General features: G+C 61.9%; 21 protein-coding genes. 13 read left to right on the forward strand and 8 right to left on the reverse strand.

Features of this window, described 5'->3' with window-relative positions:
* The first annotated feature begins 543 nt into the window (after nucleotides 1–543).
* Complete coding sequence (gene ftsZ, locus J2Y48_RS12710; protein ID WP_310418151.1) at nucleotides 544–1560, forward strand: cell division protein FtsZ; 1017 nt, start codon at nucleotides 544–546, stop codon at nucleotides 1558–1560.
* Nucleotides 1561–1628: 68 nt separating this feature from the next.
* Here ftsZ and J2Y48_RS12715 read toward each other — a convergent pair whose 3' ends face one another.
* Entirely contained in the window at nucleotides 1629–2687 is a 1059-nt protein-coding gene (locus J2Y48_RS12715; protein WP_310418154.1) for a porin, read from the reverse strand.
* A gap of 143 nt (nucleotides 2688–2830) precedes the next feature.
* A complete protein-coding gene (locus tag J2Y48_RS12720) occupies nucleotides 2831–3076 on the reverse strand; it encodes a porin (RefSeq protein ID WP_310418157.1) in 246 nt (81 codons plus the stop codon).
* 512 nt (nucleotides 3077–3588) lie between these two features.
* Between J2Y48_RS12720 and J2Y48_RS12725 the strand changes: the two genes are divergently transcribed.
* Complete coding sequence (locus tag J2Y48_RS12725) at nucleotides 3589–4659, forward strand: porin (RefSeq protein WP_310418160.1); 1071 nt, start codon at nucleotides 3589–3591, stop codon at nucleotides 4657–4659.
* A gap of 506 nt (nucleotides 4660–5165) precedes the next feature.
* A complete protein-coding gene (locus J2Y48_RS12730; protein WP_310418165.1) occupies nucleotides 5166–6278 on the forward strand; it encodes a porin in 1113 nt (370 codons plus the stop codon).
* Between the two features lie 151 nt (nucleotides 6279–6429).
* Here J2Y48_RS12730 and J2Y48_RS12735 read toward each other — a convergent pair whose 3' ends face one another.
* Both J2Y48_RS12735 and J2Y48_RS12740 read right to left on the reverse strand, forming a co-directional pair.
* On the reverse strand, nucleotides 6430–7311 hold the full coding sequence (locus J2Y48_RS12735; protein ID WP_310418168.1) for an alpha/beta hydrolase: 882 nt from the start codon (nucleotides 7309–7311) through the stop codon (nucleotides 6430–6432).
* Between the two features lie 93 nt (nucleotides 7312–7404).
* A complete protein-coding gene (locus J2Y48_RS12740) occupies nucleotides 7405–9468 on the reverse strand; it encodes a lytic transglycosylase domain-containing protein (RefSeq protein ID WP_310418172.1) in 2064 nt (687 codons plus the stop codon).
* A gap of 298 nt (nucleotides 9469–9766) precedes the next feature.
* Here J2Y48_RS12740 and dapA point away from each other — a divergent pair, with 298 nt between their 5' ends.
* Complete coding sequence (gene dapA / locus J2Y48_RS12745; RefSeq protein ID WP_310418174.1) at nucleotides 9767–10651, forward strand: 4-hydroxy-tetrahydrodipicolinate synthase; 885 nt, start codon at nucleotides 9767–9769, stop codon at nucleotides 10649–10651.
* Between the two features lie 8 nt (nucleotides 10652–10659).
* The gene (gene smpB, locus J2Y48_RS12750; protein ID WP_310418177.1) at nucleotides 10660–11139 is read left to right on the forward strand and encodes an SsrA-binding protein SmpB; all 480 of its coding nucleotides are present in this window, start codon (nucleotides 10660–10662) and stop codon (nucleotides 11137–11139) included.
* A 155-nt stretch (nucleotides 11140–11294) separates the two neighbouring features.
* Here the strand turns inward: smpB and J2Y48_RS12755 are convergent, their stop codons facing one another.
* A complete protein-coding gene (locus J2Y48_RS12755) occupies nucleotides 11295–11702 on the reverse strand; it encodes a hypothetical protein (protein WP_310418179.1) in 408 nt (135 codons plus the stop codon).
* A 136-nt stretch (nucleotides 11703–11838) separates the two neighbouring features.
* Nucleotides 11839–12417 (reverse strand): NYN domain-containing protein, encoded by a 579-nt coding sequence (locus tag J2Y48_RS12760; RefSeq protein WP_310418182.1) that lies wholly within the window; start codon nucleotides 12415–12417, stop codon nucleotides 11839–11841.
* Between the two features lie 340 nt (nucleotides 12418–12757).
* Between J2Y48_RS12760 and rpoZ the strand changes: the two genes are divergently transcribed.
* The 8 genes from rpoZ to era all read left to right on the forward strand — a co-directional run bounded on the left by rpoZ (nucleotide 12758) and on the right by era (nucleotide 19812).
* A complete protein-coding gene (gene rpoZ, locus J2Y48_RS12765) occupies nucleotides 12758–13162 on the forward strand; it encodes a DNA-directed RNA polymerase subunit omega (protein WP_310418185.1) in 405 nt (134 codons plus the stop codon).
* A 178-nt stretch (nucleotides 13163–13340) separates the two neighbouring features.
* The gene (locus J2Y48_RS12770) at nucleotides 13341–15581 is read left to right on the forward strand and encodes a bifunctional (p)ppGpp synthetase/guanosine-3',5'-bis(diphosphate) 3'-pyrophosphohydrolase (RefSeq protein WP_310418187.1); all 2241 of its coding nucleotides are present in this window, start codon (nucleotides 13341–13343) and stop codon (nucleotides 15579–15581) included.
* Nucleotides 15582–15785: 204 nt separating this feature from the next.
* A complete protein-coding gene (locus J2Y48_RS12775) occupies nucleotides 15786–15938 on the forward strand; it encodes a DUF3563 family protein (protein WP_310418191.1) in 153 nt (50 codons plus the stop codon).
* A 149-nt stretch (nucleotides 15939–16087) separates the two neighbouring features.
* The gene (locus J2Y48_RS12780; RefSeq protein WP_310418194.1) at nucleotides 16088–16660 is read left to right on the forward strand and encodes a DUF2062 domain-containing protein; all 573 of its coding nucleotides are present in this window, start codon (nucleotides 16088–16090) and stop codon (nucleotides 16658–16660) included.
* A gap of 48 nt (nucleotides 16661–16708) precedes the next feature.
* Nucleotides 16709–17119 carry a holo-ACP synthase gene (gene acpS / locus J2Y48_RS12785; RefSeq protein ID WP_310418197.1) on the forward strand — a complete coding sequence of 137 codons (411 nt, stop codon included), beginning with the start codon at nucleotides 16709–16711 and terminating at the stop codon, nucleotides 17117–17119.
* 183 nt (nucleotides 17120–17302) lie between these two features.
* Nucleotides 17303–18046: a signal peptidase I gene (gene lepB / locus J2Y48_RS12790; protein WP_310418200.1), complete on the forward strand. Its 744-nt coding sequence runs from the start codon at nucleotides 17303–17305 to the stop codon at nucleotides 18044–18046.
* Entirely contained in the window at nucleotides 18043–18756 is a 714-nt protein-coding gene (rnc, locus tag J2Y48_RS12795; protein WP_310418202.1) for a ribonuclease III, read from the forward strand. Before lepB ends, rnc begins: the two co-directional genes overlap by 4 nt.
* A gap of 126 nt (nucleotides 18757–18882) precedes the next feature.
* On the forward strand, nucleotides 18883–19812 hold the full coding sequence (gene era / locus J2Y48_RS12800) for a GTPase Era (RefSeq protein WP_310418205.1): 930 nt from the start codon (nucleotides 18883–18885) through the stop codon (nucleotides 19810–19812).
* Nucleotides 19813–19874: 62 nt separating this feature from the next.
* Here the strand turns inward: era and J2Y48_RS12805 are convergent, their stop codons facing one another.
* Both J2Y48_RS12805 and J2Y48_RS12810 read right to left on the reverse strand, forming a co-directional pair.
* Nucleotides 19875–22244 (reverse strand): EAL domain-containing protein, encoded by a 2370-nt coding sequence (locus tag J2Y48_RS12805; protein ID WP_310418208.1) that lies wholly within the window; start codon nucleotides 22242–22244, stop codon nucleotides 19875–19877.
* Complete coding sequence (locus J2Y48_RS12810; RefSeq protein WP_310418210.1) at nucleotides 22231–23283, reverse strand: spermidine/putrescine ABC transporter substrate-binding protein; 1053 nt, start codon at nucleotides 23281–23283, stop codon at nucleotides 22231–22233. The genes J2Y48_RS12805 and J2Y48_RS12810 overlap by 14 nt, the downstream gene beginning before the upstream one ends.
* Between the last annotated feature and the right edge of the window lie 123 nt (nucleotides 23284–23406).

Here is a 23406-nt window from a genome sequence, read left to right on the forward strand (position 1 = left end):
CGTCGTGCCGCTTGCACGGCCTGCCTCCTTCGTTGACCATGGGAAAGCTTTTGGTGGGACATCGGAGGCTAACTTGAAAATCGGGAACAGGCCGGCAAAAGCCGTCACAGTCGTGCAACAGAGCGGAAGATGGATCGTGACCGTGCGCATCGACGATAACACCGTGCACACGGCATTCCTGACGGAGGAGGAAGCAAGGCGGTTCGAGGCTTTCCAGCAAAGCAAGCACGACCTCAGGTAAGATCGATTGGATCGGGCAATCGAGTGCCGCCAGCGACGGTTCGTCGTGACGGCATTACTCTCGTCCGCCGGTAACCTGCGAGCAGGTCGATCTGCTGACCGGCGAGGTTCGGCTTTCGTGCCGTGAGAAAGCCGCACTTGCCGACTCTTCTGGTTGCGTCGCCATTATCCGAATGCCGACCGCCGGTTTCGCCCATTTGCGGACGATATCTGTTATCCACTATCCACAAACGGGGACGCAGTGATTCGCGGCCGCGGACGACCGAGGCAATGCGCCGCCCCCGATTATACGAGGAGACAAACATGACGAATGCCCGCCCCTACGAGATTGCGGAGATGCGGCCGAAGATCACCGTGATCGGCGTCGGCGGCGGTGGCGGCAACGCCGTCAACAACATGATCACCGAGAACCTGCAAGGCGCGGAGTTCGTTGTCGCCAACACCGACGCCCAGGCCCTGACCATGTCCAAGGCATCGCGCATCATCCAGCTCGGCGCCGATGTCACCGGCGGCCTCGGAGCGGGTGCGCATCCGGAAATCGGCCGCGCGGCAGCCGAAGAGTCGATCGACGAGATCATGGACCACCTGTCCGGCACGCACATGTGCTTCGTCACCGCCGGAATGGGCGGTGGCACCGGCACCGGAGCCGCTGCCGTCATTGCCCAGGCTGCCCGCAATGCCGGCATCCTCACCGTCGGCGTCGTCACCAAGCCCTTCAGCTTCGAGGGGCGCAAGCGCATGCAGATGGCCGACGAGGGCATCGCGCGCCTGCGCGAGAGCGCCGATACCGTCATCGTCATTCCCAACCAGAATCTCTTCCGCGTCGCGACGGCCGACACGACTTTTGCCGACGCCTTCATCATGGCCGACCGCGTCCTCTATTCCGGCGTCAGCTGCATCACCGACCTGATCGTCAAGGAAGGCCTGATCAACCTCGATTTCGCCGACGTCAGGGCGGTCATGAAAGACATGGGCCGTGCCATGATGGGAACGGGCGAAGCCTCGGGCGAGGGCAGGGCGATGAACGCGGCGGAGGCTGCAATCGCCAACCCGCTGCTTGACGAGGCCTCGATGAAGGGCGCCCAGGGCGTGCTGATCTCGATCTCCGGCGGCACGGACATGACGCTCTTCGAGGTGGATGAAGCGGCCTCCCGCATTCGCGACGAGGTCCACCACGATGCCAACATCGTCGTCGGCGCGATCTTCGACCAGGAACTGGCCGGCAAGTTCCGCGTGTCGGTGGTGGCAACCGGACTGGGCGTTGCCGAAGCGGAGGCGGGCGCCGTCGACCCCGCCGTCGTGGTCAACTTCCAGCGATAGGCGCAGCCATCGCAGCGACACGAAAGGGGCCCGGCATTGCCGGGCCTTCTTGTATGTCCAGGGCAACGTCAGAAATTTCGCTGAAACCGGATCACGCCGCCCCAGTCCTCTGCATCTGGACCGGCTTTCTCGTCCATCTTGTTGCGATAATTGAGTTCCGGCGTGACGGTGAAGCCAGGAACGACCGTGTAGGACAGATTGAGCGAGGCTTCGGCATCGCCGCTGTCGTCGAAGTTCGCGGAGGCGTTCATCGTCGCCTTCTCCGTCACCTTGAAGGAACTGCCGACCCAGAGGGCCCAGTCGCCGCTCCAGCGCGCATAGGTGTTGGGCGTGTCGCCATCGGTGTTCCACCCGCCCATGGCAAAGAGGTCGAGCGGGCCGAGGCTGCCATCCAGCCGTAGCTTGATTGCGCCCGCCTCCGCCGACTCGTCGTATCCGCCGACGGCGCGAATCGCGAACATATCGGCATCGTATCCGGCTGCGACGACCAGGTCCGGCATGTAGCTATCGTCACCTGGAGTGTCCGGCAGGGCAAAGGAAGCGTTGTCGTCGCTGCCGTCCTCGATGGAGGCGGCGAAGCCGAAGCCTGCACCGGCGTCATAAGTATAGCGGACCTGGGTACGGCCGAAGTCGCCGTAGTCGACGTCGTAGTAATCCTTGATGGTGTTGCCCGCGTCGCCGGTGAACTCGGTAAAAAGCGTATCCGAGAAGCCGAACCGCAGGCCGCCCAGCTCGATATACATGTTCTCCATGTCGATCTCGGTCGGCCCGTTGTCGTCGTTCTGGATCTCCGCCTCCGCAAAGGTGGTCAGTGGGCCGTATTCGGTATCGGTCGCAGTACCCGCGCGCAGATCGAATCGGGAGCGCGTCGACCAGGAATCGCCGCCGCCACCGGGAAAGGTGTCCTGCTCGTTGGGATCGCCTCCGGCGACCTCGACGCGAAGATAGCCGCCGATCTTCAGGCAGGTTTCCGTGCCGGGAATATAGAAGTGTCCTTCTCCGAAGGCGTCGCAGACGCGGACATAGGCGGCAGGTTCCGGCGGCGCGGCGATTATGGGTTCGGCCGCACGCGCCTCCGCGGCGGCAAGGGCCGCGGCGCAGACCAGCAGGACACGTCCAATCCGCATTGCCGCCTCCGTTGAGAACCGGCGGATGGAAACATCGGCCGCACCTTTCATGCGACCGGAGCGCACACACGGCAATATTCTCAGTCTGCGCACATTCCGCCGAAGAATCGAATCGTTTCTCGGAATGCTCAGGACGGGGGCGACTAGTTTTCGCTGCGCCGCCTGCGTTCGATGTCGCCCGCGCCGAAATCGATCCGGACGCTGCCGCCGATCTTGATGCAGGTTTCGGTGCCGGCGAGCCTGTTGTAGCCGGGGCCGAACGTTGCGCAGGGATTGATCTCCTCACGCGCCCTTTGCTCGCCGGCCTTGATCGCATCTTCCGCCAGCGCCACGGAAACGCACGAGACGAGCGCGGCAACGGCTATGGCGCAGGATCTGGTGGCAGGCATTTGCTGGTCCCTCTCAGCTCGCGAACTGTCGCCCCCGATGTTCGCCGATCGGCCCCCCGCAAGCAAGCCAAGGCCTGCGACAGTTCGGTGGTTTGGCAGGAATATTCGCGTGATTTGTAGGAAGCTTCAATAAATCATTCGTCAAGTTTGCGTACTATTCAATAAAAGCATCGTATTTCTCTCAACTGTAACTGACTTATCAAAGTAAATATTAGGAACAAAAATGTAACCTAAATACATATTTGTTTCTATTTTAGGCGCTAATTTTTCAATTATATCAACATCATGATGCAAAAACGCTAAAAACTGGCGTGCTATTATTGCAACAAGCCGCATCGGCAACCTGATAGACTCAAGTAATATTTGAATTTGGCGGTTGCGCGGCGTCTGCCTGGCTGCAATGTGGCGCCCAGCAGGTCGGGGGCTCCCATCCCGGGCATGCGTCAGTCGGACGGATGGACGAAGAGTTCGCCCGCCGGCGCAATCAGATCAGAATTGACTGGAGGTCAAAAATGAACATCAAGAGCCTTCTTCTCGGCTCCGCTGCGGCACTCGCAGCAGTTTCCGGCGCCCAGGCCGCGGACGCGATCATCGCCGCCGAGCCGGAGCCGATGGAATACGTTCGCGTTTGCGACGCGTTCGGCACGGGCTACTTCTACATTCCCGGCACCGAGACCTGCCTCAAGATCGGCGGTTACGTCCGCGTTGACTTCCAGGGCGGCGACATCAATGGCCAGGACACCTTCGCAAATCCGTCCGCAGCCGGCACCGGCGGCGGCGACTCCTGGAAGACCCGCTCGCGTTTGAACCTGCGCGTTTCGACGGCTTCTGACACCGAATACGGTGCCCTGAAGACCTACGCGGAACTCCTCTTCCAGGCTGACGACAACCAGAGCGAAACCGAACTCGACCAGGCTTACATCGAGCTCGGCGGCATCCTCGTCGGTTATACCGATACGCTCTTCACCGCCTTTACCGGCGATGCAGGCAACACCATCAACGACTTCTACGACGTTGACTACGGTGACTTTAACCGCACGCAGATCCGTTACACCTACGATGCTGGCAATGGCTTCAGCTTCGCGTTCGCCGTCGAAGACGACAGCAGCGGAGATGACAATGAGCCCAATCTCGCCGGTGACGACAACTACATGCCGGATCTGGTCGCAGCCCTCGGCTACAACGGTGGCGCCTGGCAGCTTCGTGCAGTCGGCGGTTATGACGAGTCGGCTGAAGAAGGCGCAATCAAGGTTCGCGGCGACGTCACCCTTGGTCAGGTCTCGCTGTTCGCGATGGCTGGCTGGAACACCGACGGCGACTTCCAGAACAACTACGCCCGTTGGGATGGCGACTGGGCCGTCTGGCTCGGCGGTTCCTACAGCCTGACCGAAAAGGCCACGCTGAACGCTTCGGTCAACTTCGATGACGGCGACAACGTCGAAGCCGCTCTCAACGTAGCCTACCAGGTCGTTCCGGGCTTCTCGATCATTCCGGAAGTCAACTACCGCAGCGACGCCGACGAAAAGCTCGGCCCGAAGGCGGAAGACTGGGGCGGCGTTCTCCGCTTCCAGCGGAACTTCTGATCCGTTCCATCCGATTGGGGACCCGGCTTCGGCCGGGTTTCCAGCTCTCTGTTCGCTCGGTGATTCTCGAATCGAGACACGTGCCGCCGCGTCTTGATGCCTTCGTCTTGTATGGCATGGCTGGGAGTCTTGTCGGGAAGCAGGGACGTTTTGACGACTTTCAAGCGCGAATCCCGCGTGAATCGACCTCCACAAGGCCTGCGCAAGGTGCCGGCTCTGACCGTCTAAGTGCCCGGATCGTAAGGGACTTTGTTAACGACTGGTAAATTTCCCTGTCCCCCAGTTACAATTTTGTGTCCTTTGCGCAACAGGGGAACCGGAAGGGTGAGGCAAACGCTTCCTTCCGGCGGTTTGGAGATTGCCTCCGCATCCTCGTCTTGTATTTTCAACTCCGGAAGCAGGGGCGGTGATCGTCCGCTTCCTGAAATTGGGGATGGGGCAGGGAAACGCTGTCCTTCAGCAAAAAGACCCAGACCCGAATGAAACTTTTGACTGGAGGTCAGAAAATGAACATCAAGAGCCTTCTTCTCGGCTCCGCTGCTGCTCTCGCAGCAGTATCCGGCGCACAGGCCGCTGACGCAATCGTCGCTGCCGAGCCCGAGCCGATGGAATACGTTCGCGTTTGCGACGCTTTCGGCACCGGCTACTTCTACATCCCCGGCACCGAAACCTGCCTCAAGATCGGCGGCTACATCCGCGTTGACGTCAACGGCGGCGACGTTCTCGGTCAGAACACCTTCAAGTTCGAAGAAGTGACGGATCCCGACACCGGCATCACCACCCTCGAGCGCACCGCTGACGGCGGCGGCGACTCCTGGAGCACCCGTTCGCGCTTCAACCTGCGCGTCTCGTCGGCTTCCGACACCGAATACGGTGCTCTGAAGACCTACGCCGAAATCAACTTCGACCGCGACGACAACAACGGTGGCGGCACGAGCCTTGCTCATGGCTACATCGAGTTCGCCGGCCTCCTGATCGGTTACACCGACTCGCTGTTCGCCGGTGGCTACATCGGTGGCGGTTACGCCATGAACGACTACATCCTCGTCAACTACGGTGATACGGCTCGCACGCAGATCCGCTACACCTACGGTGACACGAGCAACGGCTTCTCCTTCACGGCAGCTGTTGAAGACAACACCGACGCCAATGAACTGAATGCCGACGAGTACATCCCGAACCTCGTAGGCGGTCTCGGCTACTCGGCTGGTGGCTTCCAGGCGTTCCTCGTTGGCGGTTACGACAGCGTTGTCGAAGAAGGCGCCATCAAGGGCCGTATCAACGCTACGTTCGGCGCCTTCAGCGCGTTCGTAATGGCCGGCTGGAACACCGACGGCGACCAGGTCAACGACTACGCTCAGTGGAACGGTGACTGGGCTGTCTGGCTCGGTGCACAGTACCAGGCAACCGAAAAGCTCGCTATCTATGCTGACCTGAACTTCATGGACGGCGTATCTGGCGACAACGCCGGCGACGCTGAAGCATCGGTCGGTATTGCTTACTCGGTCGTTCCGGGCTTCACCATTCAGCCGGAAGTTTCCTGGGTCAACAACTACGACGACCTGCATGAAGGTTCCAACGATTGGGGCGGCAAGATCCGCTTCCAGCGTTCGTTCTAATCTGATCTGACCTCGGTCATTTTGGACGGAGCCCGGCTTTCGAGCCGGGCTTTTCGCATTTCGGGCGAGGGCACGGTTTAAACGCTGGCCTGACGCTGCGGTAGCAGGTTGCGACGGTGTGGTGGCACTGAATGCTGCGACTGCAGCCGGTTCAGATCGTGTCGAGAAAATCTGCGATTGCAGCAAAAGCATCCGGTTTATGCAGGAGCGGAGCATGCCCCTGTCCACGGGCGGTGCAGCGCCGGATCGCCGGATGACGGCGCGCCATTTCCCTCAGCGTCGCCTCGGATAGCAGCCGCGAATGCTCGCCGCGGATCGCCAACAGGGGTTTGGCGGTGAACGCGTCGAATTGCGGCCAGAGCTCGGGCAGGGGCTGTGAGAGATCCAGGGCCCGCAATTGGGCTGCGATTGCCGGATCGAAGTCTGATGTGAGACGCCCATCCTTCTCCGCATAGATTGCCACGGCCATGTCGTGCCAGTCCGTTTCGGTCAGGGCGGGAAAGGTGGAACCGTGCGTGGCGCGCAGGATGCTGGCCGCATCATTCCAGTCCTTCGGTTCGCTATGGCGGCCCAGATAGGTTGCGATTTCCCTTAGGCCCTCTGCTTCGATTGCCGGTCCGATGTCGTTCAGGATCACCGCCTCGAGCAGTTCCGGCCTGCTTGCCGCCAGCAAGTGCAGGATCAGTCCGCCGCGCGAAGTGCCGATGAAGATGGCGCGTGCGATATCGAAGACTTGCATTGCTGTCAGCACGTCTTCGCACTCGACGGCAAGATTGTAGTTTGCCTTGTTCTCGTCCCAGTCCGAGCGGCCTCGCCCGCGATAGTCGAGCGCCAGCACGCGTCGCGGCTTCTCCTTTTGCGCGGAGATCATCGATGCGAACTGATGAAAGTCACGGGCGTTGCGGCTGAGGCCGGGAAGGCAGATGACCGGTATTCCCGGCGCGTCCCGGCGATAGTCGCGGGCATGAAGCATCAGGCCGTCGCGCGCCGGAAACCAGCATTGCTCAAATGCGCTGTCTCGATCAAGCGTCATCCGGGTTATGGTCCAATTCCGCCTGCGGGTGTGGCTCCAGAACAAATAGCATAAACAAAGGCCTTCCGGTGCAATCGAACGTTCCGGATGAGCTCACCGACCCATGCGCAGATCCTGCACGATGTCGGCCGTCTGGCCAAGCCGGGTCTTGTAGACCTGATAGTTTTCCATCACACGCTGCACATAGCTTCGTGTTTCCGAGAAGGGGATCCGCTCGACCCAGTCGACGACGTCATCGATCGGCTTGCCGCGCGGATCGCCATATCGCTGGATCCATTGGTCGACGCGACGCGGACCGGCGTTGTAGGCGATGAAGGTGAGAATGTAGGAGCCTTGGAAGTCGTTGATCTGTTCGCCGAGGAAATGCGCCCCGAGCGTGGCGTTGTAGGCGGCGTCGCTGGTCAGGCGTTCCTTGGAATAGGCGAGGCCATAGCGCTTGGCGACGCCTTGCGCCGTGCCGGGCATCAATTGCAGCAGGCCGCGGGCGTTGGCGGGGGAGATGGCTGCGGGGTTGAAGGCGCTTTCCTGCCGTGCGATCGCGTAGGCGAGGGCCTTGCCGGCGCCGGAAATATTGGCGCTCGCGGGAATGACGCCGACCGGAAACGCGAGCGCCGCGACGTCGATGCCGCGCCCGAAGGCGATCTTGCCGACCTGCAGCGAAAGCTGATGGTTGCCGGCCCGTTCCGCCTGTGCGGCAAGCAGCGCCAGTTCGCCCGGACTTTGCAGTTCCTCGGCCAGTGCGCGGTAGATGCTGGCGGCCCTCCAGCCGTGGCCAGCGACGGATAGCCGGTCGATCGCTTGGACGGCCTCCCGCGCCTGAAACCGGGCGCGCTCGTCGGCGGTCGGCGTGGGATAAGCGACGTTCAGCACTGTCCGGCCGAGCCGGGCCGCGGCAAGCTGGCCGTAATAAGTGCCGCTGAACGTTGCCGCCTTGCCGTAGTATTCCTGCGCCTGCGGTTCACCGCCGGCCTCTGCAGCCCGGCCCATCCAGTACCAGGCGCGCGAGACGGCCAGCGGCCGGTTCGAGACGCGCAGGATCTTCTGGAAATGAGCGGATGCGGTCGAGGGGGACTTGAGCCCGCGCAACGCATACCAGCCGGCGTGGAACTCGGCTTCAACAACGTCGGTCTCCGAGGTGGCGGCGTGGTTCGCCGCGAGGCGATAGGCCGCCTTGTAGTCTCCCCGATCGGCAAGACCGCGGCTGGCGATGCGCTGCTCCACCCACCAAGCGCCCGCCGCGTTTGCGACCGCATCTTCCGGCAGCTTGCGTGACAGCAACTGTGCAGCCGCCCCGTAGTTCTCGGCCCGGTTCGCCAGTTCCGCCCGCAGGAAGGCATAGGCAGGGTCTTTCTGCCAGGACGGATCGACCGCCTTCACCAGGGCATCGGCATTCTTTGCCTTGCCGATGACGGCGGCCCAGGCGCGATAGAGCGATTGCGCGCGCGCCAGGTCGCCGAACCGCTGCGCCTGCTGCGTCCGCTCGCGATAGAGCAACATGTCCATGCGCTTGCGATGGTCGGCGACCGTAAGCAGCCCTCCAAACTCGTCGAGGATCTTCGTTTCGGTCTGCTGGTCGAGCGCGTCCTTGTGCCAGAACGCTCGCAGCGTCTGCGCTGCTCCGGAGGAATCGTTGTTTGCGAGACGGGCGCGCGCCAGCACCATCGCGCCTTCGACCGTCTCGGCGCTGGTCGTGCCGAAGGCGGCGAGGACGTTGCGGGTCGTCGGGGTCTCGCGCGCCATGGCCCGCTCCGAATTGGCGCGCAGGACCTTCAGTCCCGGCCATCCCCTCAACGCGTTTTGTGCGTCGGCGATCTCATAGGAGGGAACGCCCTTCTGCCCGGAGACCGCGATGGCCCAGGTGAGGATATGGCGGTCCAGGCCTTCCGGCATAGCGTCACGGATACCCAAGGCCGTCTCGGCGTCCTTGTTGGAAAGGGCGTCGAGACCGTTCTTGAGGTTTGCCGCGACGGGCGATGGACTGCTGGCAAGCGGGTTGGTACCGGTTGCTCCGTGCGGGGCCTGGCCGGGCGCGAAGCCGAGCGGCTTGACCTGCGGCAACGGTGCGCCGTCGGTCGGAAGCTGCGCGCCAAGCGCCGCCGTAGCCAGGCTGCCGGTCGCAAGCAGAAGGAACACTGCCAAGCTGTTGGTGATCGTCATGAAGATCCGGCCCGCTGAAACATGCGCCGCACGCGCTGCGAAACGATTTCGATTGATTAACGGATTGTTGTATTAATGAAGTGTTACCCCGGTGACTGTCGTTCCCCGTCGAACCTGCTTGCCGGCTGCTGACTTGTCGACCTCCGCAGCATGCGTGAACGGGCGTTGGAAACGAAAAAACGCAAAAGCCGCCGCTTGCCGCCCGGTCGTCTCACGACTATGTTGCGGCCACTTTTAACGATCGAATACGGCCAAAGCGTGGGTTCGGTCGCAACCGCTCTGGCCTCAGGAGTTCTCGATGTTCAAGGGTTCCATGCCCGCTCTCGTCACCCCCTTCACCGAAAGCGGGGCGGTCGACGAAGCCGCCTTCGCCGCTCACGTCGAGTGGCAGATCGCCGAAGGCAGCCACGGGCTGGTTCCGGTGGGAACCACAGGCGAATCGCCCACGCTCTCGCACGACGAGCACAAGCGTGTGATCGAACTCTGCATCGAGGTGGCGGCGAAGCGAGTGCCGGTGATTGCGGGTGCCGGCTCCAACAACACCAGCGAGGCGATTGAACTGGCCGAGCACGCCGAAAAGGCGGGTGCAGACGCGATCCTCGTGGTCACGCCTTACTATAACAAGCCGACGCAGAAGGGCATGTTCGCGCATTTTGCGGCGATCGCCGAGGCGGTGAAGCTGCCGATCGTCATTTACAACATCCCCGGCCGATCGGTGGTCGACATGACGCCGGAGACGATGGGCGCGCTGGCCAAGGCATATCCGACGATCGTCGGCGTCAAGGATGCCACCGGCAGGATCGAGCGCGTTTCCGAACAGCGCATCGCCTGCGGCAAGGGTTTCGTCCAACTCTCCGGCGAAGACGCGACCGCGCTCGGCTTCAACGCTCACGGCGGGGTCGGATGCATCTCGGTGACGGCGAATGTCGCCCCGCGGCTGTGCGCCGAGTTCCAGATGGCAACCCTGGTCGGCAATTACTCCGCGGCGCTGGAATACCAGGACCGCCTAATGCCGCTGCACAAGGCGATCTTCATGGAGCCGGGCGTTTGCGGCGCGAAGTACGCGCTCAATCGCGTCCGCGGCATGAGCCGCGCGGTCCGGTCGCCGCTCCTTTCGACGCTGGAGCCCTCGACCGAAGCGGCACTGGACGCGGCCTTGCGGCACGCGGGCCTTCTGAGCTGAGGCTGACAATGGCAACCAAGGCCAAGCCGACGACGGTCAAGAAGATCGTGGCGGAAAACCGCAAGGCGCGCTTCAATTACGAGATCGTGGATACCTACGAGGCCGGGCTGGTCCTGACCGGCACGGAGGTCAAGTCGCTGCGGGACGGCAAGGCCAACATTGCCGAATCCTATGCCTCCGACGAGGGCGGCGAGATCTGGCTGATCAATTCCTATCTGCCGGAATACCTGCAGGCGAACCGCTTCAACCACGAGACCCGCCGCCGCCGCAAGCTTCTGCTTTCCAAGCGCGAAATGCATCGGCTACAGAACGCGGTCAATCGCGAGGGCATGACACTGGTGCCCCTGAAAATCTATTTCAACGATCGCGGCCGCGCCAAGCTGGAACTGGCGCTCGCCAAGGGCAAGAAGCTGCACGACAAGCGCGAAACTGCCAAGGAACGCGACTGGAACCGGCAGAAGAGCCGTCTGCTGAAGGAACGCGGCTAGCGCTGTCTCCGGAAGTGCGGAGCGGTTTCGGGGCGGCACCGGCCCCGGGACAAAATCTGAAAATGGAAGGCTAAGCTGCAGCGAGCCTGACGGCTGCGACCTCGTCTTTGCCGGGATTCCGACCGCTGGCGAACCCGACGGTCCGGCACCCGATCTCAGAACTGCTGATAAAGTTTGACGATCAGCGTTTCCTGTGCGCCGGACGGCTCCGTCGCTGCTGGCGAGACGGCGGAGCTTGCGGTCGGCGCCGCCGACATCAGCGATGACAGCAGGGACGACAGTTGCGTGCTCTCCACTGCAAGGCGGCTGGGCGCGCTGCTGCCATTGGTGGCGGCCTGCGGCACAGCGAGAGGTGATGCGTCTGCGCCGGACGGCAGGCCGTTGGGACGGTAGAGGAAGGAAAAGCCGTCCTCGTCAATCGGATCGGAGACGGAAGGAAGCGGCTGGGCGGGTGACAGTGCAGCCAGAGCGGCGGCAGCGGTTTCGGTCCGCGCGGCATTGACCTGCGGCCGACCGGTCGCAACGTGTTGCATGCCGCTAATGTTCGTTAGTGCGCTCAGCATTTCCCTGACGTATCTCCTCCGTCCGGGTTTCTCCTTAGCGGCATTCCATTGAGAAATGCTGAGCGATATCGGTCAGATTTTATTCGTATTGCACCGTCAAGCGGGGTGATGGCTTGCCTGGGCCATCAGCTCGTCCTCAACTGGTCACCTCGTCCGCGGGGTGATCGGTTGCACGTGCTGGGCGCTCGGACGGATCACGGCCGATTTCGGCCTTGAGCGTGATGAGGTCGATGAAGTAGTCGGCCTGGCGGCGCAGATCGTCCGCGATCATCGGCGGCTGCGTCGACAGGGTGGAGACGACCGAGACCTTGCGTCCCCGGCGCTGCAGTGCTTCGACCAGCGTCGTGAAATCGCCGTCACCGGAGAAAATCACCAGATGGTCGACGGTTTCGGATTGTTCCATGGCATCGATCGCAAGTTCGATGTCCATGTTGCCCTTGATCTTGCGGCGTCCGAGTGAGTCGGTGAATTCCTTGGCCGGCTTGGTGACGACCTTGTAGCCGTTGTAGTCGAGCCAGTCGATCAGCGGCCGGATCGAGGAATATTCCTGGTCCTCGATCAGCGCCGTGTAGTAGTAGGCGCGTAGCAAATAACCGCGCTTCTGGAAGGCCTTCAACAGCTTGCGGTAGTCGATGTCGAAGCCGAGTGTGCGGGAAGCAGCGTAGAGATTGGCGCCGTCGATGAAGAGTGCGATTTTCTCGCGGGGATCAAACATTCAGCCGTATCCTTTTACCGAAAAGCGCTTGAAAAATCTGCGTGACTCCGATGCGATTAAGCATTTCCGGATCACAAACATTAAGAAGCGATCATATACTCGATTTAGGTCAGCACCTAGATTTTTCCAAGCAAACGCAGGTTGAAAGCGGCAATTTTATGAATGGCCCGCAAATTGTGTCGACCGGCCGACCGGGTTACCCGCAGTAGTGGAGAACCGTTTCGGGACGCTCGGATCGATAGTAAAGCCGGGATGGGCGCCAAGGAAAAACTTGAATTTGCGGCCTATTGATTGTATCGGGCTTGCTAACCCCGAAATTCTCGACCGCAAAGGACAGGCAATGGCCCGTGTCACCGTTGAAGACTGCATCGACAAGGTAGATAACCGCTTCGAGCTGGTTCTTCTTGCAAGCCACCGCGCACGCCTCATTTCGCAGGGCGCTGCCATCACCGTCGACCGCGACAACGACAAGAACCCGGTCGTCGCCCTCCGCGAGATCGCCGACGAGACGCTCTCGCCGGGTGACCTGAAGGAAGACCTGATCCATTCGCTGCAGAAACACGTCGAAGTTGACGAGCCGGAGCCCGATGCGGCTTCCATCGCCGCCGACGAGGCAGCCGGATTCGTGGTGGCCGAGGACGAGGAGGACCAGCCGGAGGTCGTCACCTTCGATCGCATGTCCGAGGAAGAACTGCTCGCCGGTATCGAAGGCCTTGTGCCCCCGGAAAAGAGCGACGACTATTGATGGCGGAGTAGCCGCCTCATATACGTGATGCGAGTGCGCCGTCCCCGCGATCGGCGCACTTTTTCGTTGAGCCAGCCGCACGACCTGAAAGTGTCGAATTCCGCATCGGTTTGTGCGCAGAGAATGTTACCGCGTCTCGTGCCGGTTCGGCGTGCGGCGCTGGAGGAGCGACACCCGGATGATGCGCCAATATGAACTCGTCGAACGGGTTCAGAAGTACAAGCCCGACGCGAACGAGGCCTTGCTGAACAAGGCCTATGTCTACGCCATGCAGAAGCATGGCCAGCAAAAGCGGGCGAGCGGCGATCCCTACATATCCCATCCGCTCGAAGTGGCGGCTATCCTGACCGAGATGAAGCTCGACGAGTCGACCATCGCGGTGGCGCTCCTGCACGATACGATCGAGGACACGACGGCGACCCGTGCCGAAATCGACGAACTCTTCGGCGAGGACATCGGCGCGCTGGTCGAGGGGCTGACCAAGATCAAGAAGCTCGATCTCGTCACCAAGAAGGCCAAGCAGGCGGAGAACCTGCGCAAGCTCTTGCTGGCGATCTCCGACGACGTGCGCGTGCTGCTCGTCAAGCTCGCCGACCGGCTCCACAACATGCGCACCCTCGACCACATGTCGGCCGAGAAGAAGGCGCGCATTTCCGAGGAGACGATGGACATCTATGCGCCGCTTGCCGGCCGCATGGGCATGCAGGACATGCGCGAGGAACTGGAAGACCTGGCGTTCCGCCACATCAATCCCGAGGCCTACGAGACTGTCACGCGGCGGCTCGCGGAGATGTCGCAGCGCAATGAGGGGCTGATCCGCAAGATCGAGGCGGAGCTTGGCGACCTGCTGGTCGCCAATGGGCTGACGACGGCTGTCGTCAGGGGGCGGCAGAAGAAGCCCTATTCGGTGTTTCGCAAGATGCAGTCGAAGTCGCTCTCCTTCGAGCAACTGTCGGATGTCTATGCCTTCCGCATCCTCGTCGATGACGTCCCCGCCTGCTATCGCGCCCTCGGCATCGTCCACACGCGCTGGCGCGTCGTTCCGGGCCGCTTCAAGGACTACATCTCGACGCCGAAGCAAAACGACTACCAGTCGATCCACACCACCATCATCGGTCCGTCGCGCCAGCGCATCGAACTGCAGATCCGCACCCGGCGGATGCATGAAATCGCCGAATACGGGATCGCGGCCCACGCGCTCTACAAGGACGGAAACGCGACGAACGGCAACGGTGATAAGAACGGCGACAAGAACGCATTGCCTTCCAATGCCTATGCCATGTTGCGCCGGACGATCGAATCATTGGCTGAAGGCGACAATCCCGAGGAATTCCTCGAGCACACGAAGCTGGAACTGTTTCAGGACCAGGTGTTTTGCTTCACGCCGAAGGGCCAGCTCATCACGCTGCCGCGCGGCGCCACCCCGATCGATTTCGCCTATGCCGTTCACACGAATATCGGCGACACCTGCGTGGGCGCCAAGATCAACGGCCGGATCATGCCGCTCGTCACCCGCCTCAACAATGGCGACGAAGTCGAGATCATCCGCTCCGGCATCCAGGTGCCGCCGCCGGCCTGGGAGGAGATCGTCGTCACCGGCAAGGCGCGGGCGGCTATCCGCCGGGCCACGCGCGCGGCCGTGCGCAAGCAGTATTCCGGGCTCGGCTATCGCATTCTCGAGCGGACGTTCGATCGCGCTGGAAAATCTTTCTCGCGCGACGGCCTGAAGTCTGTCGTTCACCGCGTCGGCCACAAGGAGGTCGAGGACGCGATTGCGGCAGTGGGCCGTGGCGAACTCTCCTCGCTCGATGTCCTGCGCGCCGTCTTCCCCGACTATCAGGATGAGCGCGTAACCGTGAAGCCGAGCCAGGAGGAGGGCTGGTTTCCGATGCGCAGCGTTGCCGGGATGGTGTTCAAGCTGCCGGGCAAGTCGAAGGCGCAACTCGACGCAGCCATGCGCGAAGGCCCGGAGGCGCTTCCGATCCGCGGTCTTTCCGGCAATGCGGAGGTGCACTTCTCCGCAGGCGGCGCGGTGCCGGGCGACCGGATCGTCGGCATCATGGAAAAGGACAAGGGCATCACGATCTATCCGATCCAGTCACCGGCGCTGCAGAAGTTCGATGACGAGCCCGAGCGTTGGATCGACGTCCGCTGGGACCTGGACGAGGCCAACAACACGCGCTTCATGGCGCGCATTATCGTCAACGAATTGAACGAGCCGGGATCGCTCGCCGAGGTCACGCAGGTGCTTGCGACCGGTGACGTCAACATCCGCTCCATGACGATGTCGCGCGTGGCCGCCGACTTCACCGAGGTGCAGATGGACCTTGAGGTTTGGGACCTGCGCCAGTTGAACCAGATCATCAGCCAGATCAAGGAACTGCACTGCGTTTCGACGGTCACCCGCGTCTTCACCTGAAGCCTGCTTCGTCAAGGCGGGCGCCCGCGACCGCAGACGATTGAAAATGTGGCAGCGCCGGCTGCCTCAGTATGTGCAGAATTGCCCATTTGTTGTTCGGCGATATGCGTGCACCGCATGTCTGCGATCTGATCCTGATGCTGGTTCTCCCAGCGGGGCTTCCCTATCTTTGTGCCGGGAGGTCAGAAAAAGAAGGATTATGCAATGCTGAAGCAGATCAAGAATTTCACGCGTGCCCTGCGCCTGCCGACCCGCACCGACCGCGAGGCTGCCTATTTGAACGGCTCGGTTGACCGTCTCGATCTCGAGTATCGCCAGCGTCAGGTCGACCGCGGCCTCTTCCGCAAGTATTACTGAGTTTTGCCAGTCCGCGGCGCAGTGTGTGCGCCGCCGCCCGAGCTTGTTTGCTGCAAACCTGCGCAGCGGCTAAAACGTACCCAGCAGCGTATCGACGTTTCACATAGTTCCCGATTTCGATTTTCACCGATATGCGCTATGCGTGGCCCATGTTGTTCCGACGCCGCAACCCGGCGACCTGGCGTGACCGGGTTCGCGCAATCCTTTGGCCACGAAAGGGCATCGATAGGCCGTTCCGTTATTACGGAAAGCGGATCCTCCGGCTGTCCGCCTCGCCGCACGCTGTCGCGGTTGGCGTTGCCGCCGGCACCCTGTCCGCCTTTACCCCGTTCCTCGGGCTGCATGTCGTCCTTGCGGTCGCGCTTGCCCATGTTCTGGCCGGCAATATCATCGCCGCCGCGCTTTCGACGGCCATCGCCAATCCGTTGACGCTTCCTTTGATATGGGCGGGCACGTTGGAGGTTGGGGAGAGTCTTCTGGGCGCTCCCTCGGAACACAGTGGCAGAGCACTTGACCTCGCCGGCCTGTACGACCACCTGACGTTCTCCGACCTGTGGGGACCGGTGCTGGAGCCGATGCTTGTCGGCTCGTTCGCGCTCGGTCTGCCTGCGGCGGCAGTCGCCTATGCTGGAACGCGCGTCGGCGTGAACATGTTTCGTCGGCAACGGCTGCAGCGTGTCCTTCGCCGTGGCAGGCCGGAAAACCCGCCACCGCCCGTTTGAAGAACGCGCCAGGGAGCGTGGCGGAGAGATTTTACCGGAGAGTTGAGCATGATTATCGGCATTGGCAGCGACCTGATCGATATCCGCAGGGTGGAGAAATCGCTGGAGCGCTTCGGAGAGCGCTTTACCCATCGCTGCTTCACGGAAATCGAGCGCAGGAAATCCGATGGTCGCAAGAACCGTGCGGCCTCCTATGCCAAGCGCTTCGCGGCCAAGGAGGCCTGTTCCAAGGCGCTCGGCACAGGGCTGGCGCAGGGCGTGTTCTGGAAGGACATGGGCGTTGTCAACCTGCCGGGCGGCAAGCCGACCATGCGACTGACCGGCGGGGCGGGGGAGCGGCTGAAGGCGTTGACGCCCGCGGGGCATGAGGCGCATATCCATATCACCATCACCGACGACTTTCCGCTGGCTCAGGCCTTTGTCATTATCGAGGCCCTGCCGGCGAAGGATGCGTCCTAGGGCAGGGCATGTGAAAATGGTATCGCTTCGGGACAATGGCATGCGAAACACCGGCGACCTGAAGCTTAGATCGCGCCGGCAAGCGTCCCGCGAAATGCTGCGGCATTTTCACGGCTGCGATTTCATTTCCACCGAACTTGCGCTAGAGAGAGCGCCATATTCGCACGAGAGGACAAAACAGGCGTGACTGAGAACACTAAAAAGGCTGAAAGTGGCCTGTGGGAAAACGTCAAGGTCATCATTCAGGCCCTTCTGCTAGCAGTCGTCATCCGCACCGTCCTGTTCCAGCCGTTCACCATCCCGTCGGGCTCGATGATGCCGACGCTGCTGGTGGGCGACTACCTGTTCGTCAACAAGTTCTCCTACGGCTATTCGAAGTATTCGCTTCCGTTCTCGCCGAACCTGTTCTCCGGCCGCATCTTTGAAAGCGAGCCCGAGCGCGGCGACATCGCCGTTTTCCGCTTTCCGCCGAATCCGGACATCGACTACATCAAGCGTGTGATCGGTTTGCCGGGCGACCGCGTCCAGGTGCGTGACAGCGTCCTCTACATCAACGACAAGCCCGTGCCGCGCCAGCCGAACGGCTTCTTCCGCGCCGACGACCAGTACGACACCGGCGAGAACGTCCCCGTCTTCCGCGAAACGCTGGATAACGACGTGTCCTATGACACGCTCGATACCCGCATCGGCACCATCGGCGACAACACCCGCGAGTTCATCGTCCCGGAAGGCCACTACTTCATGATGGGCGACAACCGCGACAACTCCGCCGACAGCCGCTTCGACGTCGGCTTCGTGCCGGCCGAGAACCTGATCGGCCGCGCCAGCCTGATCTTCTTCTCGCTCGGCAACGACACCGCCTTCCGCGAAATCTGGAAGTGGCCGGCGAATCTGCGCTGGGATCGGTTGTTCAAGGTCGTCGAATGAAGTCGGCCAAGCCGCTGAACGAAGAGAACCGTGTCCGGCTCGAGACCGCAATCGGATACACCTTCACCAACAAGGAGCGGCTGGACCGGGCGATCACGCACGCCAGCGCCCGCCCTGCCAAGGGCAGCAACTACGAACGGCTGGAGTTCCTGGGAGACCGCGTGCTCGGCCTCTGCGTCGCCGAACTGCTGTTCCAGACCTTTCGCGAGGCGGGCGAGGGCGAATTGTCGGTGCGCCTCAACCAGTTGGTCAGCGCCGACACCTGCGCAAAGGTCTCGGACGATCTCGGCTTGCACCAATTCATTCGCACCGGCTCCGACGTGAAGAAGCTGACCGGAAAGCCGATGATGAACGTGCGTGCCGACGTGGTCGAGGCGCTGATTGCGGCGATCTATCTCGACGGAGGACTCGAGGCTGCACGCGGTTTCGTGCTGCGCAATTGGCAGAACCGGGCCACGAGCGAGCATGGCGGCCGGCGCGATGCCAAGACCGAACTGCAGGAGTGGGCGCACGCCAATTTCGCGACCACCCCGGTCTACCGCGTCGACGAGCGCTCCGGCCCCGATCACGACCCGCGCTTCACCGTTACGGTGGAGATCGCCGGCGTGGCGCCGGCAACTGGGACCGAGCGGTCCAAGCGTGCGGCAGAGCAGGTGGCGGCGCAAAAGGTGCTGGAGCGCGAGGGGATCTGGCAGAAGGCAGACCGTTGAGCCAACCGTGCCGCGCGCCCTGGAAGGTGGCCAGTGCGGCTTAGGCTGCTCCCGAAATGATTTGAGTGCGGCTGCGACCTGTGTGCATCATGCCGCAGGCGCAAGCGCAAGAGCAATGGAACGATCATGACAGAACAAGAACACGATGCCGCCGAAACCGGCAGCTCTACCCGCTCCGGATTCGTGGCGCTGATCGGCGCGACCAACGCCGGCAAGTCGACGCTGGTCAACCGTCTCGTCGGCGCCAAGGTTTCCATCGTCAGCCACAAGGTGCAGACGACGCGGGCGATCGTGCGGGGCATTGCCATCCACGACAACGCCCAGATCGTCTTCATGGACACGCCCGGCATCTTCAAGCCGCGTCGCCGGCTCGACCGCGCCATGGTCACCAGCGCCTGGGGCGGGGCCAAGGATGCGGACCAGATCATGTTCCTGATCGACAGCGAGCGCGGGCTGAAGGGCGATGCGGAAGCGATCCTCGAGGGGCTGAAGGAAGTGCACCAGCCGAAGATCCTGGTGCTGAACAAGGTCGACCGTGTGAAGCCGGAGGATCTGCTGAAGCTCGCGGCGGCCGCGAACGAGGTCGTAAAATTCGAGCGCACCTTCATGATCTCGGCGTTGAACGGCTCGGGCTGCGAGGACGTGCTGGACTATCTGTCCAAGGCGCTGCCGGAGGGCCCGTGGTACTATCCCGAAGACCAGATTTCCGACCTGCCGATGCGCCAGCTCGCCGCCGAGATCACCCGCGAAAAGCTGTTCCTGCGCCTGCATCAGGAGCTTCCCTACTCCTCTCACGTGGAGACGGAGAAGTGGGAGGAGCGCAAGGACGGCTCCGTCCGCATCGAGCAGGTGATCTATGTCGAACGCGACAGCCAGAAGAAGATCGCGCTCGGCAAGAACGGCGAGGCGATCAAGGCAATCTCGATGGCGTCTCGCAAGGAGCTGTCCGAAATTCTCGAGCAGCCCGTGCACCTGTTCCTGTTCGTCAAGGTGCGTGAAAACTGGGGCGACGACCCGGAGCGTTTCCGGGAGATGGGGCTGGAATTTCCGCGATAGTCCAGACTCAGGACAAGTTTAACAGGTCCCGCGCCTAGACTAGCCGGCGGCGAGTTCGCGCCTCAGGCGCCGCTCGCAGCCCGAGCGGCCGTTTTTCTGGTTGTTTCCTTCGCCTGCTGCATCAGCCGCTGCATGGCCCAGATGCCGAGGTCCTCGGCCGTCAGCGGCTTGCTGATGAGGTAGCCCTGGTAGAGTTCGCAGCCGGCGGCGGCGAGCAGCGTCATCTTCTCAGTCGTATCGACGCCTTCCGCCACGACCTGCATGCCCTGCGCATGGCAGAGTGCGATAAGCGCCCGCAACGTCGGCAGGGCGGCGCCGTTGGTCAGGCTTTCGACCAGTTCCCTGTCGAGCTTGATCGTTTCGGCCGGGTAGTCGATGATCTGCTGGACCGACGTGTAGCCGGCGCCGAAGTCGTCGATCGAGATGCGGAACCCCTTGGCTCGCAACGTCTCGATGTTGCGTTGCGACTGGTCGCCGAGCTTGACAGCGAAGGTTTCCGTCAGTTCGATTTCGATCGACCGCGCATCAAGACCGTAGCGCTCGAGGCCGTCGCAGAAGCGGTCAGCGATCGATTTCGTGTAGAGTTCCGCGGACGAAATATTGATGCACAGCATCGTTTCCGAGCCGAAGAATTGCTTGATCTGTCCGCAATTGGACATCGCCCGGTCGATCACCCATGAATCGATCTTGCTGAAGAGGCCGGTGGTTTCGGCGATCGGAATGAACTCGTCCGGGGTGACCTGCCCCAGGAGCGGCGAGTTCCAGCGCAGCAGCGCCTCGCAGGCCGTAACCTTGCCGTGTCCGTCGACGATCGGCATGAAGACGAGATGCATCTCCTCGTTCGGGTTGACGGTCCGCAGTTCTTCCTCGATCCGGCGCTTGCGCGTGCGCTTTTCGTGCAGGGAGCGCGAGTAGCGCGCCGAGCCGTTCTTGCCTTGCGCCTTGGCTTGATACATCGCCGCATCGGCGCTCGCCAGAAGCTCCGGCAGGCTGGCCGCGTCTTCGGGAAAGGCGGCGATGCCGATGCTGGCGGTGACCGGAAAGGATTTGTCGACCATCTCGAACCCGTCGGAGAACAGGTCGAGGATCTTCGTGGTAATTTCGTTGATCGTGCCGTCACCCGGCTGCGATTGGACCATGATGGCGAATTCGTCTCCCGACAGCCGGGCGACGAGAATCTCCGGCAACTCGCGACCATCGGCAACCGCTTTCACGATTGCCAGGATCCGAGAAGCCAGTGTTTTCAGGAGTTCATCGCCGACCTTGTGGCCGTGCTTGTCGTTGACGAACTTGAAGTTGTCGACGTCGATGAAGAGCAACGAGCAACTGGCATTGGATTCGCGAGCGGCATCGAGAATCTGCGTCGAGCGCACGTTGAAGTGTTCGCGGTTGGAAATGGCCGTCAACGTATCGGTCCAGGAGGTGGTCTGAACCAGGCCGAAGGATTCAACCGCTTCGTCGTGCAACTGCTTCATATTGGCCGAAAGCCGACCGATTTCGCCGGCTTCGCTGCTAGGGGCGATCTCGGTGCGTGCTCCGGACATGACGTCGGTCAGCTGCCGGTCCAGACGGACGATCGGATTGGTGATGTAGCGGCGCACGAGGGCAAGCACGATGCCGATCGTGAACAGGCTGAGACCGATGGCACCAAGGGCAAGCAGGAGCTTGAGATTGAAAAGCCTCTGGTCGAGATGACCGGACTCTGGCGTCAGACGCGCATACAGCGCCGGACCGAGTTTGACGGTCGCCGAAAGCACGCCCTCCGTCGCCAGTGGAGAGCTCGATATTTCGATGTCGGCGGCGTATTCCTTTTCGAGCGCCTTCTTCATGTCCAGGAACGGGCGCGGGCGCACCGCGGTTTGGAGCAGGATCGATGCGGCCTTGGCGCTCGAGACGGGACGGTTGAGTGTGAGCGGGTCCAGAAACTCGGAATGAACGACGAGTGGATCGCCATTCTCTTGCTCGATGTACGACCAGTTGGAGAGCTTCGGGCTGTCGATGAGCTTTCGCGCGTGGTCTATCTGCGCCGCCGGAATTTCGGCAAAGGGATCCTTGCTGTTCTCGTAATAGTAGTCGACCGACCCAGGCGGGCGGAGGATCGCCATCGAAACGAAGCGGGTGGGATCTTCGGACAGAGAGGTGATGCTTTTCTGAATTCGCACGCCAATGGCGTTGCTGCGATAGCCGGCGTCCGGCTCATTGATGAAGAGGCGGACCGCACTTCCTTCGACCAGCGAATAGAGCAGGCTCTTGTTCTGCGTCACGTCGTTCTGGAAAACGGCGCCGAGCAGGCCAAGCTGCTGCCACAGCCGTGCCCGCTCCAGCCCCACGATCGAGGCGCTCTGGCTCACGTAAAGAAGCGAGGCGGCCAGCACGTAGCCGGTCAGGACAACGGGGAAGATCAGTGTGAAAGCGCGTTTACCGAGTGTCACGGAACTGAACCAGGCTGTTGATGATGCGTCGGCGGGCCTGCACCGACGGAACGGTCAATTCCTGCTGATACTGGCTCTTTGCCATAATCTCCGGCGCGGGATAGATTTCGGGATTGTTGCGAATGCTCTCCGGCAGGCGTGCCAGCGCTTCCCGGTTCGCAGTCGGCATGTTGAGCGACATCGCATTGCGGGCGGCGGACGCTGCGCTGGCGATATGGTCCAGCAGGTCAAGCGCCAAGTCCTTGTGTTGTGACCGGTCGGTCACCGACAGGCAGTCGAGCCAGGAAAGCGTGCCTTCTTTCGGCATGGCGTAGCGCCACTGTCCCCCATTGCCGACCTTGCCGTTCAGGGTGTGCTGGTCGCCGCTGTAGCCCAACGCCATCTGAACCTGCGGCCCCACCTCCGGGTTCTGGATCGAGGTGACGATGTAGTCGTAGGTGAGAACGAACGGCGCCTGAGCCTTCATCAGCTGATAGGCCTGCTTGAGCGTTTCGTTGTCATTCGAATTGACCGACTTGCCGAGCAGCACCAGCGCCGGCACGAATGCCTCGTTGTGATCCTGATACATTGCGATGTGGCCACGGAGCGCTTCCGCCGGCTGCATCAGGTCGAGCCATGACGTCGGTGTCATGGGGACCATGTCGGAGCGGTAAAGAATGCCCATCGTTCCCCACAGGTAGGGAACGCCATAGCCGCCACAGCGGTTGATCCAGCTTTGGTCATACTGGACGAGCGAAGGGGCATTCTCCGTAGAAAGCGTGCTCAGGATGCCGCGGTCGCCGAATAGCTTGGCGCCATTCTCGCCGGTGACGACCAGATCGACGCCGCTGTTGGGATCAGACAACACCTCGTCGCGCGCATCGCCGCTGTCGTAGTAGGTCTGGCGGACCTCTACGCCAGTTCTCGCCGTCCAGTCCGCCAGGATCGCCTGGTCGATATAGGACTCCCAGATCAGGAGATTGAGGCCCTCGGCGCGGATCGCTTGCGGGCACAGGAGCACGGTCAGCGACAGCGTCGCCGAAATCAAGTTGGATCGCATACCCCCCGCTCCCCCAGTCGTAGGTGCTGGAAGGATAGGTGGCAGGAATTGATGAATTGTTACGGAAAAACCCTGCGTTGAGCCGTTTTTGCGCAAATGCAGGTATTGTGCCGTCGGCTCAGT

Source organism: Mycoplana sp. BE70, from assembly GCF_031455855.1.
Lineage (GTDB): Bacteria > Pseudomonadota > Alphaproteobacteria > Rhizobiales > Rhizobiaceae > Mycoplana.